This window comes from Streptomyces sp. ICBB 8177, assembly GCF_003144095.1.
Taxonomy (GTDB): Bacteria; Actinomycetota; Actinomycetes; order Streptomycetales; family Streptomycetaceae; genus Streptantibioticus_D.
The window spans coordinates 211,713-226,072 of sequence record NZ_NSKH01000018.1; the positions used below are offsets into that span (position 1 = coordinate 211,713).

The 14,360-nt window shown below is 73.8% G+C and carries 13 protein-coding genes; 4 read left to right on the forward strand and 9 right to left on the reverse strand.

The window, feature by feature from the left end; all coding sequences use genetic code 11:
• The first annotated feature begins 70 nt into the window (after positions 1-70).
• On the forward strand, positions 71-643 hold the full coding sequence (locus CK485_RS09265) for a Uma2 family endonuclease (RefSeq protein WP_109448934.1): 573 nt from the start codon (positions 71-73) through the stop codon (positions 641-643).
• Between the two features lie 15 nt (positions 644-658).
• Here CK485_RS09265 and CK485_RS09270 read toward each other — a convergent pair whose 3' ends face one another.
• On the reverse strand, positions 659-1,981 hold the full coding sequence (locus CK485_RS09270; RefSeq protein WP_199239297.1) for an MFS transporter: 1,323 nt from the start codon (positions 1,979-1,981) through the stop codon (positions 659-661).
• 79 nt (positions 1,982-2,060) lie between these two features.
• On the opposite strand from CK485_RS09270, the gene CK485_RS09275 reads away from it, so the two are divergent.
• Positions 2,061-3,041 (forward strand): Yip1 family protein, encoded by a 981-nt coding sequence (locus CK485_RS09275; protein WP_109448936.1) that lies wholly within the window; start codon positions 2,061-2,063, stop codon positions 3,039-3,041.
• Between the two features lie 50 nt (positions 3,042-3,091).
• On the opposite strand, the gene CK485_RS09280 is transcribed toward CK485_RS09275, so the two are convergent.
• The 8 genes from CK485_RS09280 to CK485_RS09315 form a co-directional block, all read right to left on the reverse strand.
• Positions 3,092-4,135 carry a transketolase C-terminal domain-containing protein gene (locus tag CK485_RS09280; RefSeq protein WP_241968246.1) on the reverse strand — a complete coding sequence of 348 codons (1,044 nt, stop codon included), beginning with the start codon at positions 4,133-4,135 and terminating at the stop codon, positions 3,092-3,094.
• On the reverse strand, positions 4,132-5,187 hold the full coding sequence (locus CK485_RS09285) for a thiamine pyrophosphate-dependent dehydrogenase E1 component subunit alpha (RefSeq protein WP_109448938.1): 1,056 nt from the start codon (positions 5,185-5,187) through the stop codon (positions 4,132-4,134). The genes CK485_RS09280 and CK485_RS09285 overlap by 4 nt, the downstream gene beginning before the upstream one ends.
• Positions 5,188-5,284: 97 nt before the next feature.
• Positions 5,285-6,214, reverse strand: coding sequence for an SRPBCC family protein (locus CK485_RS09290; RefSeq protein WP_109448940.1), 930 nt, complete (start codon positions 6,212-6,214; stop codon positions 5,285-5,287).
• A complete protein-coding gene (locus tag CK485_RS09295) occupies positions 6,211-7,431 on the reverse strand; it encodes a nucleotide disphospho-sugar-binding domain-containing protein (RefSeq protein WP_146214512.1) in 1,221 nt (406 codons plus the stop codon). Before CK485_RS09295 ends, CK485_RS09290 begins: the two co-directional genes overlap by 4 nt.
• A gap of 75 nt (positions 7,432-7,506) precedes the next feature.
• On the reverse strand, positions 7,507-8,913 hold the full coding sequence (locus CK485_RS09300; RefSeq protein WP_109448944.1) for a DHA2 family efflux MFS transporter permease subunit: 1,407 nt from the start codon (positions 8,911-8,913) through the stop codon (positions 7,507-7,509).
• Between the two features lie 100 nt (positions 8,914-9,013).
• The gene (locus tag CK485_RS09305) at positions 9,014-9,988 is read right to left on the reverse strand and encodes a zinc-binding dehydrogenase (protein WP_109448946.1); all 975 of its coding nucleotides are present in this window, start codon (positions 9,986-9,988) and stop codon (positions 9,014-9,016) included.
• A gap of 206 nt (positions 9,989-10,194) precedes the next feature.
• Positions 10,195-11,088, reverse strand: a complete 894-nt coding sequence (mca, locus tag CK485_RS09310) for a mycothiol conjugate amidase Mca (protein ID WP_241968247.1) — start codon at positions 11,086-11,088, stop codon at positions 10,195-10,197.
• A gap of 66 nt (positions 11,089-11,154) precedes the next feature.
• Positions 11,155-12,588 carry an MDR family MFS transporter gene (locus CK485_RS09315; RefSeq protein ID WP_241968248.1) on the reverse strand — a complete coding sequence of 478 codons (1,434 nt, stop codon included), beginning with the start codon at positions 12,586-12,588 and terminating at the stop codon, positions 11,155-11,157.
• 218 nt (positions 12,589-12,806) lie between these two features.
• On the opposite strand from CK485_RS09315, the gene CK485_RS09320 reads away from it, so the two are divergent.
• Entirely contained in the window at positions 12,807-13,487 is a 681-nt protein-coding gene (locus tag CK485_RS09320) for a TetR/AcrR family transcriptional regulator (RefSeq protein ID WP_109448948.1), read from the forward strand.
• 130 nt (positions 13,488-13,617) lie between these two features.
• Complete coding sequence (locus CK485_RS09325; RefSeq protein ID WP_158288194.1) at positions 13,618-14,340, forward strand: hemerythrin domain-containing protein; 723 nt, start codon at positions 13,618-13,620, stop codon at positions 14,338-14,340.
• Positions 14,341-14,360 lie beyond the last annotated feature (20 nt).

Genomic DNA, 14,360 nt, shown 5'->3' on the forward strand with positions numbered 1-14,360 from the left:
CGAAGGCGGAGGTGTCGTACGTCGGTGGGACGATGAGAACGTTCGCCGATGACGACAGGAGAGCATCGCCATGGACTATGCCCGGATGCGTGCGATCGCCGAGGAACTGCTGCGGCATGCGCCCGATCCCGTCATAGGAGCCGAGATCGGCGGCAGCGGGATCGTCATGATGATGTCCCCGTCCAGGCCGCACGAACTCATCGCCATGCGGCTGCGCAGACAGCTGGACGCACAGCTGGCGGAAGGCCTGGTGGCCCACACCGGTGGTGAGGTCGAGGATCCGGCACTCGGCAGGCTGCGCCGCCCCGACCTGATCGTCGTCCCCGAATCCGTCTTCGCCGAGGAGACGATGGCGCCCTTCCGCCCCGGTGACCTGGCCATGGTGGCCGAGATCGTCTCGCCGTCCAACCACGTCAACGACTACGAGCAGAAGACCCACGACTACCCCGCCATGGGCATCCCGCTCTACCTCCTCGTCGACCCCCGCAAGGGAACGGTCACCGTCTTCTCCGACCCCGGAGGCGTGGACGCCGACGGGCGGGCCTGCTACCGGGCCCGGCACGACTACGTCTTCGGCGACAAGGCTGCGGTCGGGGACTGGACGATCGACACGAGCGAACTGCCCACGTACAAGCTCCCGTAGGCAGCCCCGGAGGGCTCAGGCCCTCGGGGTCGGCTCGCGGCGGGGGCGTACTGCCGCCGCCAGGAGGGCTATCGCGGCGGCCAGGGCGGCCGGGATCGCCAGGGCGCCGCGCAGGCCCGCCGCCTGGGCGGTGAAGCCGATCACCGGGGGGCCGGCCAGGAAGCCCAGGTAGCCGATGCCGGTGACGCGGGAGATGGCGGAGGCGGACGGGGTTCCGGGGAGGTTGCCCGCGGCGCTGAACGTCACCGGGGCCACGAGCGCCACACCCGCGCCGAACAGCGTGAACCCCGCGATCGCGGCGGGCTGGGCGACGCCCGTGGACGCGGCCTGCGACGGCAGCGCCAGCCCCGCGCCCAGGCCGAACGCGGCGACCAGCGCGCCCGTGCGCAGCACCGCGACCGGGCCGAAGCGGGCGACCAGGCGGTCCCCGGCGAGCCGTACGACGGTCATCGCCGCCGAGCACCCCGCGAACCCCAGGCCCGCCGTGCCCGCGGCGGCGTGCAGCCCGTCGCGCAGGTAGACCGCGCTCCAGTCCTCGACCGCGCCTTCGCCGGTGAAGGAGCACAGGCCGATCAGGCCGAGGAGGAGGACGGCCAGGGGCCAGCGGGCGGGGCGGGGCCTCGCCGCGGCGGCGGTCGCCGGAGAGCTTGGCGCGGCCGGGTCCGGCTCGTCGGCGGGCAGGAGGTGCCGCGATCCGCACCACACCGTCGCGGCGCTCACGACCGCGATCACGGTGAAGTGCGTGAGCGGGGCGACGTTCAGGTGCGCCGCCGTCGAGCCCAGCAGCGCGCCGAGCAGACCGCCCAGGCTGTACGCGCCGTGCAGGCCCGACATCACGGGGCGGCGCAGGGCGCGTTCGACGGCGACGCCCTGGGCGTTCATGGCCACGTCCGTGAGTCCGAGCGCGGCGCCCAGGAGCAGCAGTGCGGCGGTCAGCGTCACGGCGTTCCACGCGACCGCGACCAGCGGCAGCACCGCGCTCAGCACGACCGCGCCGCACCGGGTCACCCGGCGGCTCCCCCAGCGGCCGACCGCCCAGGACGCCAGCCGCACCGCGCAGACGGTCCCCACCGGCGCCCCCAGCAGCGCCACCCCCAGGCCGCCGTCGCTCAGCCCGAGCGCGTGCTTGATCTGCGGAACGCGCGGCACCCAGTTCGCGTAGACCGCGCCGAAGCACAGGAAGACCGCGAAGACCGACCGCCGCGCGGCCACCGCCTCCCGGGGGACGGCGTCACCCGGTTGCGGGACATGCCGTGACGCGGTGGCGCAGTCGCCCTCGGGGGCTTGCGCGGCGGCCGGGACTTCGGCGGCGTCTGGTGCTTCGAAGGCGTCGGGCACGTGTCACAGCTTCGCAGCAAACCCGCCTCCCGATCAGCCCCCGGCGTCGCCCTCCGCCCGTTACGGGTACGTTCGTGGGGTGGCAGGATTCAGGATCGGACGCGGCCGAGCCGCCCAGCAGCCCCCGCAGCGGGCGCCCCGCCCCCAGCCGGGCGGTGCTCCGCAGTGGCAGCAGCCTCCCGCGCAGCCCCCGACGGGCCGCCCGGAGTACTTCGGCGAGCCCACGTCGTACGGCCGCACTCGCGACGACGCCCCGGGCCACACCCAGTCCTTCGCGGTCAGCGGCGAGGACCCGTACGGCGGTTACGGCAACGCGCCCTACGGTGCGAGTGGCGCGGGCCCGTACGGCTCCCACGGCAACGAGCCGTACCCGGGCAACGGGCCGTACGCCGACACCGGTTACGCCGACGGCTCTTACGCGGGCGCCCCTTACGCGGACGGTCCCTACGGTGGCGGTCCGGGCGAGGGCGGCGCCGCGGCGACGTACCGCGCCGGCACGCCGAGCGGCCCGCCCCCGGGCCCGCGTCTGCACTGGCGCGACCTGCTGAGCGGCATCGTGATGCGTCCGGGCCGCACGTTCTGGCAGATGCGCGACTACCAGGTGTGGGGCCCCGCGCTGCTGGTCACGTTCGTCTACGGCCTGGTCGCGGTCTTCGGCTTCGACTCCGCCCGGCAGGACGTCCTCAGCTCCAGCACCTCGCAGAGCGTGCCGTGGGTGCTGTGCACGGCGGTCGCGGTGGTCTTCAGCGGCCTGATGACGGGCGCGGTGACGCACACCCTGGCCCGTCAGTTCGGCGGCGACGGCGGCTGGGCACCGACGATCGGCCTGTCGATGCTGATCACGTCGCTCACCGACGCCCCGCGTCTGCTGTTCGCCGTCTTCCTGGGCGGCGCCAACGGCTTCGTGCAGCTGCTGGGCTGGCTGACCTGGCTGGCGTGCGCGGCGCTGCTGACGTCGATGGTGAGCAAGTCGCACGACCTGCCGTGGCCGAAGGCGCTGGGCGCTGCGTCCATCCAACTGGTCGCCCTGCTGGTCCTGTTCAAGCTGCCGACGCTGTAACCGCGGGCCGCGGGCGCTGCGAGCCCCCGGCCCGCGGCGGACGGCCTCCGTCAGTACGGACCGACGAAGCCCGCCGTCACGTTCTCCAGCTGCCGCAACGGGGTGCGGGGGGAGTCGTCGAGGAGGTCGAGGCAGGCCGCGGCGATGGTGTCCGCGTTGGGGTGGAACGCCTCGTCCAGGGGGTGCGAGACCGGGGCCGGGCAGTCCGGCGGGGTGACCCGGCGGACCGGGCGGCGCAGCGCCTCGGGCACGTTCTCCGCGACCACGGCGGCGACCTCGGCGGCGAAGCCGTACCGCTCCCAACTGGTGTCCGCGACCACCAACCGGCCGGTCCTGCCGACGGATTCGCAGATGATCCCGGTGTCCAGCGGGCGGATGCTGCGGACGTCCACCACCTCGACACTGACCCCCTGCCCGGCCAGCAGTTCCGCCGCGCGTTCCGCCTCGTGGACCATCAAGGAGGCGGCGACCACCGTGACGTCGCCGCCCGCGCGGGCGATCCGCCCCTTGCCGAACGGCACCGCCACCGGTTCCTCCGGCACCTCGCCGGTGAGCTGGTAGAGGCTGCGGTTCTCCAGCAGCACCACCGGGTCACCGCCGCGCAGCGCCTGGGTCAGCAGGCCCTTGGCGTCGGCGGGTGAGGCGGGGGCCGCGACGTGCAGGCCGGGGAAGTGGCCGAAGACCGCGTGCGGGCTCTGCGAGTGCGTCGCGCCCTGCCCCCAGCCCCGGCCGACGACAGCCCGGGTGACCACCGGCACACCCCCCTGCCCGCCGTACATGTAGCGCCACTTGGCGGCGAGGTTGATCAGCCCGTCCATCGCCAGGAACATGAAGTCGGCGCGGGAGTGCACCACCAGGGGCCGCCGGCCCATCGCGGCGGCGCCGACGGCGATGCCCGCGCAGGCGTTCTCGGAGTTGGGCACGTCGATGACCCGGGAGCGGCCGAAGCGTTCGAATGCGGCGCGGGTGGTGCCCTGGATGCCGCTCACGTCGTCGACGCCCTCCCCGACGACGAAGACGGACGGATCGGCCTCCATGCACTGGACGGTGGCCTCGCTGATCGCCTGCCAGTAGGTGAGCGTGCGTGTGGTCACTGGTTCCTCCCGCTGTACGCGATCTGCGGTTCGTGGCACGAGCCGCCGCCGGCCGGCCCGTCGGCGCTCGCGGCCGGGGCGTACGCACCGTCCAGGAGGGTGCGCACGTCGGGGAACGGATCGGCCTCCGCCTGCGCGACGGCCTGCCGGGCCTCGTCGCGGAACCGCTCGGTCCACGCCGCGATCCGCCCGTCGATCCCGGCGTCCTCGGGGCGCAGCGCGTCCGCCGCGCGGCGCACCGGGCAGCGCTCCAGCCAGCCGTCCACTTCCGCCTTGGGCCGGTAGCCGCGCGGCTCACCGTCGTGGTCCCATCCGGGCCCGACGTGTTCGCGCCAGCGGTACGTGGCCAGTTCCAGGAAGTACGGGCCCCGGCCCGTCCGGCACCACTCCACGGCGTCCCGCGCGGCGTCGTGCACGGCGAACACGTCGTTGCCGTCCACCAGCCGGGCCGGCATGCCGTAGGAGCGGGCCCGCTCGCGGATGCTGCTGTCGGCCGGCTGCCGGGCCGAGAGCGGGGAGGCGATGGAGTAGCCGTTGTTCTCGCAGACGAACACCACCGGAAGCCGGCGCACCTGGGCGAAGTTGAGCGCCTCGTGGCAGGCGCCCTCCTCGGAGGCGCCGTCGCCGAAGAAGGTCAGCGCCACCCGCGGCTCGCCGTCCAGGGCGAACGCCCAGGCGGCACCGACCGCCACCGGGATCATCTCGGCCAGGATCGCCGCCGAGCCGCCGAACCCGGCGGCGTGGTCGACGAGGTGGACCGAGCCGCCGCGGCCGGCCGCGCAGCCGGTGCGCTTGCCGTGCAGTTCCGCGACCATCGCCCGCAGGTCACCGCCCTTGGCGAGGTAGGGGGCGTGCGACCGGTGGCCGCTGTAGACGACGTCGGTGGGGCGGGTGGCGGCACACACCCCCACCGAGGCGGCCTCCTGGCCGATGGAGAAGTGCACGGGGGTGCGCATGCGCTGGTCGCGGTACGCGTCCGCCAGGGTCTCCTCGACGCAGCGGACGCGGACCATGTCGCGCACCAGCCGGTGCCGGAGCGTGGGTGGTGTCATGGGGATTCCTCTCAACAACGATGACGGCTGCCGCCGCGTGCGTACGGGTGCGTGGGGGCCGCGTACGCACGACCGCGAACGCCGCGCGGGTACACGGCTACGAGTGCGGCTCGCCGGCGAGACCCAGGTCCGCGGTGGCCCGGTCGTCCAGCCAGGCCAGCAGTGCCGGCCGGCGGGAGTCGTCGGCCGCGGACTGCGGGTCCAGGACGGCGAGCCGCTGCGCGGTCACCCGCACGCCGCCGGCGGCCGACCGCAGCCGCCACACCCGCCGGTGCAACGCGAACGGCGCCCCGGGGTCGAGGTACTTGAGGACGACGGTGTGCGGGGCCCGCACGATGCGCACCGCGCGCCCCTCGGCCACCGTGCCGTCCGGCCGGTCGACGGGCGTGTCGACGAACTCGGCGGCCTCGGTGGCCACCGGCTCCGCGCGGCCGAGCGCCCGCGTCAGCCGGGCCTGGACCTCGTGCGGGGTGCCGGGCAGGACCGCGCTGCGCTCGGCGCGCAGCACACGCCGCTCCTGGTGCTCGCGCTGCTCCACGGCCTCCTTGAGGGTGCGCATCTGGAGGGCGCCGTGCCGGTCGAGTTCGGCCGCGGTGAGCGCCGGGTCCTCGCCGGAGGTGAACCAGTGGTGCGACTCGACGCGGCAGCCGTCGCGGCCGTCGGGCAGGAAGCGCCACTCGCCGCCGAGCCGCCGAATCGCGCCGACCGTGCCCTGCTGCTCGAACTCCATCCGCAGGTCGGCGTCGTGCAGGCGGCGGGCCGACTGCCAGATGCGCAGACCGCCTTCGGGGCCGGGGCGTACCGCCCAGAAGCGGGCGAGGTCCTCGGCCCCGCGTCGCTCCAGCACCTCGGTGTGGGTGATCCACGGGTACAGCAGCGGCCAGCCCGCGACGTCGGTGAGGGTGCGGTAGACCAGGGCGGCGGGGGCCGCCACGGTGATGGCGGCCTCGGTGCGCCCGGCGCGTTCGGCCGTGCCGTCGGCGGCGTGGAGGGCGTCGGCGTGGACCGGGTGGACGGTGGTGGTCATGCTGCTCCTCGCAGTGTGCGCGGGCGGACGTCGCCGGGGCGGGCTTCCTCGACCCTGCGCTCCAGGTAGCGGACGGCTTCGGAGACCGGCGGCATGGCGTCGATCTCGGCGCGGATCTCCCGGGCGCGGTCGCGGTGTTCGCGCTCGCCGAGGACCCTCGTGACGGCGGCGGCCAGGGCTCCGGGCTCGCGGCGCCGATCGGGGGCCAGGTTGATCCCGGCCCCCGCGGTCTCGATCAGGTGGCCCCACAGCCACTGGGTGTCGTCGTCGCCCTGCGGCACGACGACCTGCGGCAGACCCTGGGCGAGCCCGGTGAGACCGCTTCCGGCGCCACCGTGGTGAACCAGGGCGTCGCCGCGGTCCAGCAGCGCGCGCAGCGGAACCCACCCGGTGACCCGGATGTTGGACGGCAGGGTGCGCCCGTCGACCTCGGCGTCGTTGACGGCCAGCAGCACGGAGGCGTCGACCTGGGACAGCTCGTCGATCAACTGGGGCAGCCGGTCGTTGAAGTTGGTCGTGGTGATGCCGCCGGTGACGCACACCCGCGGCCGGTCGGACGGCCCCCACAGCCACTCGGGTGCGGTGCCCGGGCCGTTGTACGGGATGTGGCGCATGGGGACGCGCGGCACCCGGGAGGGACGGCGCAGGGCGGGTGGGCAGGGGTCGAGCCAGACGTCGGTGCCCAACCGCGGCTCCAGGCCGAAGCGTTCGAACATCCGCAGGTAGGCGGGCGGGACCTCGTCGCGGTCCAGGAAGTACGCGCCGATCGGCTGGCACCAGCCGTAGCCGACGGCGGGCACGCCGACCGCGGCCGCCGCGACCAGGCCGCAGACCGCGCCGATGTCGTAGACCACCAACTCGGGCTGCCAGGCCCGGGCGAACTCCACCAGGTCGTCGGCGAGCGAGTCGCCCAGCCCGATCAGCTGCGCGCCCCAGTTGAGCCTGCGCTCCTCGGACCACGGCAGCGGCCCCATCGGCCAGTCCGCGGGCAGGCGGCGCGGGCGTGCGGCGGAGCCGGGCAGCCGGCCCTTGGCGAACGCGTCCCCGGCGTCGCGGGACCCGATCCGCACCGCGATCAGACCGGCCGAGGCGACCCGGTCGGCGGCCTGCGGCCGGGCCGCCACCCGTACCTCGTGCCCGGCGAGCTGCGTGGCCCAGGCCAGGGGCACGGCCCACGGGACGTGACTCGCCCCGTGGGCTACGAAGAGAACGCGCATTCAGTCCTCACCTGCTTCGAGTGGATGGGGGGTGCGGGGTGTGTGCCGGTGCGCCCGGGGCGCCAGGAGTGGCGCTCAGTCACGCGGGCGGCCCGGGAGGGCCAGTGCCGGCAGCAGGGTGACCGCGCTGATGCCGAAGGCCCACCAGAAGGCCGTGCCGAACGCGGAGGCCGCACCGTGCCGGGTCAGCGCCTCCTGCACCACGATCACCTGGGCCGCGGTGCCGAGCGAGCCGCCGACCCGGTTGACCACGTTGTTGATGCCGGCGGCCTGCGGCATCTGGTGCCGCTCGACGCTCTGGAAGACCGCGGTCACCATCGGGTTCATCGCCGCGCCCAGCCCCAGCCCGCGGACGAACAGCGCGGCGGTGAGCAGGAGTTCGGAGGGCGCGGCGCCGACCTGGGTGAACTCCAGCGTGCCGGCCATCGACAGCAGGATGCCGCAGGTCATGACCGCGCGCAGGCCGAACCGGGCGGTGAGCCGTCCGGCGAAGTACATGGCCACGGCGATGCCCAGGTCCTGCGGGATCAGCAACAGGCCCGCGTGCAGGGCGTCCTGGGCACGCGCTTGCTGGTAGTAGAGCGGCAGCAGGAACATCGAGCTGAACAGCGCCGCGCCCAGCAGGAACGAGCTGAGGATCGAGGTGCGGAACGCGCGGCCCGCCAGCAGCCGCAGGTCCAGCACCGGCGTGACGCCGGGCCGCAGCGCGTGCGCCACGTAACCGGCGAGCAGTACCAGGCCCGCCACGACCGGTCCGTAGACCACCGCGTCGCCGAAGCCGTGCCCGTCACCGGACTCGGAGAAGCCGTAGATGACCGCGGCGACGCCCGGACAGATCAGCAACAGGCTCAGGACGTCGAGCCGTCCCGCGCCGCGCGGTTCGTCGCGGGGCATGACGCGCGCGGCGGCGATCAGGGTGAGGGCGCCGAGGGGGACGTTGATGTAGAAGATCCAGTGCCAGTTGAGCAGGCCGATCAGCACGCCGCCGATGACCGGCCCGAGGGCAGGCGCGAAGGTCAGCGGGATGATCAGCAGGCTCATCACCCGGCCGATGCGCTTGGGGCCCGCGGTCTGCGCGAGGACCGACTGCCCGATGGGCTGGATGAGGCCGCCGCCGAGGCCCTGGAGCACCCGGAAGACGATGAGGGAGGGCGCGGACCAGGCCAGTCCGCACAGCGCGGAGGCGAGGACGAAGCAGGCGACGGACCCCATCCAGGTGCGGCGGGCGCCGAACCGGTCGGTGGCGTAGCCGCTCAGCGGGGCGACCAGCGCGAAGGACAGCAGATAGCCGACGCTGATCCACTGCACGGTCGCGAGCGAGCTGTGGAAGTCGGAACGGATGGCGTCCACGCCGATGTTGACGACCGTTGAGTCGAGTACGGCGAGGATCGCCCCGAGTACCAGGACGATGCCGAGCTTGAGCAGGGCGGGTTCGAGACGGCCGGCCTGGGGCGCCGCCGTCGCACGCACAGTGGTGGACATGGTTGGCTTCCTGGACGTCAGGGTGGGTGGTGGCGGCCACCGCCGCGCGGCGGGGCGTGTCGGGCGGACTTCCGCCCTTCGCGGGGGAACCGTTGTCCGGTCAGGGGATCAGCACGATGCGGCCGAGCTGGGCGCGGGCCTCCATGATGCGGTGCGCCTCGGCGGCCTCCTCCAGCGGCAGCCTGGCGTGCACCACGGGGCGCACCGAGCCGCCGAGCAGCAGGGAGCAGACCTGGGCGGCGATGCCGTCGTAGTTGTCGACCGTGCGGTCCATGACGCCCATCGAGAAGTGCGTGAGGTACTTGCCCGCCAGGTCCTCGAGGGAGACCTTCGGAAGGTCGAGGCCACCGCCCGCCGAGCCGTAGAAGACCAGCCGGCCGAACGGCTTGAGCAGCGCGAGGCTCTTGTGGGTGACGTCCGCGCCGACGCTGTCGAGCACGACGTCCACGCCGCCCCCGGTGGCCTCGCGGATCTCGTCCTCCCAGCCCTCCAGGCTGTAGTCGACGGCCACGTCGGCGCCCAGTTCGCGCGCGAAGGCGAGTTTGCGCTCGCCCTTGGCGGTGGCGACGACCTGCCGGGCGCCCAGCGCCCTGGCCATCTGCACGGCCAGGTGGCCGATGGCCCCGGCGGCGGCGTGCACCAGGACGGTCTCGCCCTCCTTGAGGAACGACGCCTGGATGACCTCGAGGCCGACCTGCGCCGGCGAGCTGAGCATGGTGGCCTCGGCGGCGTCCAGTTCGGCCGGTACCCGGACCAGGTCCTTGGCCCGGGCGAGCGAGTACTCGGCGAAGGCGTCCTGGAAGATGATGCTCGCCACCCGCTCGCCGACCTCGAAGCCGGTGACCCCGGGGCCGAGGGCGTCGATGAAACCGACCGCGTCACCGCCGGGGCAGCCGGGCAGCGGGCGGGCGTCCTCGTAGTAGAACTCCCCCGCGCGCTCCTGGATGCCGGCGAAATTGACGCCGATCGCCTCGGCGCGGACCCGGACCTGTCCCGGGCCGGGCTCCGGCTTGTCGATCTCGTCGACCTGGAACACCTCCGGGGTGCCGAACTGGTGGTAGCGGACGATGCGCATCGATGGGCCTTCCTCTAGCTGCCGGGGACCGCGCGGGCCGGTGGCGGGTCCGTCCACTGTGGTGGCGGGAGCTAGAGCGCACGCCGAGCCGGGATTGATCTCCCGGCCCGGCCGCGAAGGAGGTTTCCGCTGCCCAGGAACCCGTGTGGCAGTTCGGGCAGCACCTGATGGGCCGTCGAACGCCTGAGGGGGTAAGGGCTTACCGGTCAGGCGGCGGGCGCGTCGGGAGTGATCCCGGCGAACAGGTCGTCCTCCGGGAGTTCGGTCTCCACCACGCTGCGAGCGAGGTGGTAGTCCTCGGTGGGCCAGGCGCTCTGCTCGATCTCCAGCGGGCAGGACCGCTCCGGGCCGTCCGGGTTGACCTGGGTCTCGTGGGCCAGCAGCGCGGCCAGCCGACGGGGGAACCACTCGGCGCACTCGACCTGGGTGGTGATCTCCCACTTCTCCTCGACGTCCGCGAGTTCCTTGAGCACCTCACCGTGCGGCGACTCCAGCCCCGCCGCGGTCATCGCCTCGTAGATCGCGCGGAAGTACGCCTTGCTGAACGCCAGCGTGTAGTAGAGCTTCAGCGGGCGCCACGGCTCGCCGGCGTCCGGGTAGCGCTCCGGGTCGGCGGCCGCGGTGAAGGCCTCGACGGCCACCTGGTGGGTCCTGATGTGGTCGGGGTGCGGGTAGCCGCCGTTCTCGTCGTACGTCACCACCACGTGCGGACGGAAGCTCCTGATCGCCTCGACCAGCGGCCGGGCCGCCGTCTCCAGCGGCACCAGCGCGAAGCACCCCTCGGGCAGCGGCTCGCCGTTCTTGGGCAGCCCGGAGTCGGTGAACCCCATGAAGCTCTGCCGCACGCCGAGGATCTGGCGGGCGCGTTCCATCTCCAGCTTGCGCAGCCGGGGCAGGTCGGCCCACACCTCGGGCCGGTCCATGGCCGGGTTGAGCACGTCACCGCGTTCGCCGCCGGTCATGGTGCAGACCAGGACGTCGGCGCCCTCGTCGGCGTAACGGGTCAAGGTGGCGGCGCCCTTGCTCGACTCGTCGTCGGGGTGCGCGTGCACGGCCATCAGCCGCAGTCCGGCGCGGGGGCGGGCGGTGGACTTGGTCATACGGTCTTCCTCCTCGGGGGGGCGGGGTCGGGGTCAGGTCAGGTCGGGTGATGCCAGGGCACGGGATCAGCGCGCCGCCGGGGAGCGACGCGGGTAGAGCGCGGCGGGGACCAGGGTCAGGGCGCTGAAGACGAGGGCCCACCAGAAGGTGTGGGCGTAGGCGGCGCGCGGGGCGGCGTGCGTCCCGGCGTGGTGCAGGGAGTTCTGGAGGATGAGCGCGAGCACGGCGGTGCCCACGGAGCCGCCGATCCGGTTGAGCACCGTACGGGCGCTGGTGGCCGCAGGCGCCTGGGAGCGGTCGACGGAGGTGTAGGTGGCCGCGACGTTCGGCGGGACGACGGCGCCGAGGCCGAGCCCGCGGACGAACAGCGCGACGGCCAGCAGCAGTTCGGGCGGCCGGGCGCTGGTGGCCATGGCGAAGGGCAGGGTGCCGCAGAGGGTCAGCGCGATGCCGGCCAGCACCACCTTGCGCGGTCCGTGGCGGTCGGTCCAGCCGCCCGCCTTGGGGGTGGCCAGCGCGCTGCCCAGGGCCTGCGGGGCGAGCAGCAGTCCGGCGTCCAGCGCGCTGACGTGGTCCAGGTCCATGAAGTACAGCGGGAACAGCATCATCGAGGAGTACAGCGCGGCGCCCAGCAGGAAGGTGTTGATCCCGGCGAGGGCGAACCCGCGCCCCGCGAACAGCCGCACGTCCAGCAGCGGGGGCCGCCGGGTGCGCAGCGCGTGGACGACATACGCGGTCAGCAGCGCCGCACCCGCCGCAGGGACCAGTATCCGCGGTCCGGCCGCACCGCCGGTGGCGGCCTCTCCGAGTCCGTAGACCACCGCGGCCAGGCCGGTGGGCAGCAGGGCCAGGCCCAGCAGGTCCGGCCGGGCACCGCTGTCCCGCTCCGCGCCGTCGGCCGGCACGACGCGGGCGGCCAGCAGCAGCGCGACCGCCCCGACGGGGACGTTGACCAGGAACAGCCAGCGCCAGTCGGCGCATTGCAGCAGTGCCCCGCCGATGACCGGCCCCAGGACGGGGGCGACCGAGACCGGCACGGTGATGACCCCGATCAGCCTGCCGATCCTGCGGGGTCCCGCGTGCCGGGCCACCAGCGCTTGACCGACCGGCTGCATCAGACCGCCGCCCACGCCCTGGAGCAGCCGGAACGCGATCAGCGAACCGCCGGACCACGCGACGGCACTGAGGGCGGAGGCGACGACGAACAGCGCGACCGCCGAGAGCCACACCCGCTTGCCGCCGAACCTGCGGTGCAGCCAGCCGGACAGCGGGGCGGTGAAGGCGACGGTGAGCAGATAGCCGGTGCTGACCCACTGCACCGTGGTGACCGGAACCCGCAGGTCCCGGGCCATCGGCCCCATGCCGACGCCGACGATCGTGGTGTCCAGCTGGGCCAGCACCGCGCCAAGGATCAGCACCGCGCCGATGCGCAGCAGAGCGGGGTCGAGCCGTGTCTCCTCGGTCGGGGCGGCGTCGGGCGCGACGAGGGGCTGCTGCACATGACCTCCCTGGGCGGACGGCGGCGGGGTTTCCACCTGATAGAAAATTAGGCCGAGGATTAACTTATGTCAAACCAAAATATTGGTCCGACAAAACCTACCGGGTGGCATCGTCGGTACGCGTGCGACGACAATCCGGTACGCGCACGACGAGAATGTGTGCGCGGCCAGGAAGGCGGCCACGGGGACGCCGACGCCGCAAGAGGAGCGAGGAGCCGATGGAACGGGGAGCAGCGGCCGTCACCGGCAGGCCCGCCGGGCGGGCCGAGGTCGGACTGCGGGACCGCAAGAAGCAGGAGACCCGCGACCGGCTGGCGCACGTCGCGACGCTGATGTTCATCGAGCGCGGCTTCGAGGCCGTCACGATCGCGGAGATCGCCGAGGCCGCCGACGTGTCGAAGATGACCGTGACGAACTACTTCCCGCTCAAGGAGGACCTGGTCTTCGACGCCTTCGAGGGCGTCGTGGACAGCCTCGCGCGGGTGGTCCGCGAAAGGCGCCCCGGCGAGCCCGTGCTGCACGCACTGCGCCACGCGTTCCTCACCTCCCTCGACGAGCCGCATCCGCTCAACGGCCGCTGCACCCCCGGGTTCGCCCGCCTCGTCCACGACAGCCCGCGGCTGCGGGCGCGGGAGCGCGAGATCGACGAGCAGCGCGAGGAAGCCCTCGCCGCCGCGCTCACCGAGGCCACCGGGTCGTCTCCCGACGATCCCGTGCCCGGCTTGAACGCGGCTCAACTCGCCGCCGTCCACCGCTTCCTGGTGCGCCGGGTGCGGAAGACGATCCGCGACGGGCTGCGTGAGGAGGAGGTCCGCGACCGCGCGGAACGCCTCGCCCGGACCGCCTTCGACGCGCTGGAGCCGGTGCTCGGCACGTACTGCCCGGGGCCGGCGGCCTGAACGGGACGGCCCGCGCGGGGTCGAGCGGCAGTCCATCGGGGGCGCCAACACTACGGGCGGGACCGCGCGAGCCGGGCCGCGCGACGGCCGGCCGGGCGGTCCCGCTCCAGCGACCCGAAAGGAGAGCGCGTTGACCGCGCCGACCCTGCCAGGCACTCCGCCGGCCTCGACCACCCCCGCCGCGAACAACCTCACCGGCTTCACCATCACCCACGACCTGATCCGCCGGGTCATCCCCGAACTGGGCCGCCGCCTGGCGGCCGGCGCCGCCACCGGGACGCTGGACGACGCGGCGGTGGCACGGCTGACGCGCTGGTGGGAGATGTTCACCGCGATCCTGGGAGGCCACCACACCAGCGAGGACAGCCACGTGTGGCCCGTCGTGCTGGCCACCGAACCGACGCTGGGCGAGGTCTCCGACGCGCTGGAGGCGCAGCACGCCACCCTCGACGAGCGGCTCGCGGAGATCGAACGCGGCCTGCGCGGCCTGCCCGCCACCGGCCTCGGCGACGCGTCGGACCCGTCGGGGCTGCTCGCCCGGATCGCCGCGTTCTCCCGGATGATGGACGACCATCTGCGACTGGAGGAGGAGACCATGGTGCCGGTCCTGCGCGACCGGGTGCCGCCGCAGGAGTACGCGGGGATGCTGCGCGCGCTCGCCGAGGGCCACGACCCGGCCGACTTCGTACCCACCATGCCACTGCTGCTGGAGCGGGCGTCCGCGTCGGCCAGGGAGTTCATGCTGGGCGGGATGCCCGCGCCCCTGCGGGAGCGTTACGAACGCGAATGGGAGCCGGCGTACCGGGAGTTGGCCGCATCGCTGCCCCCGGACGGCTCACCGGCAGCCGCCTGACGTGTCGTCAGCGGTGCCCG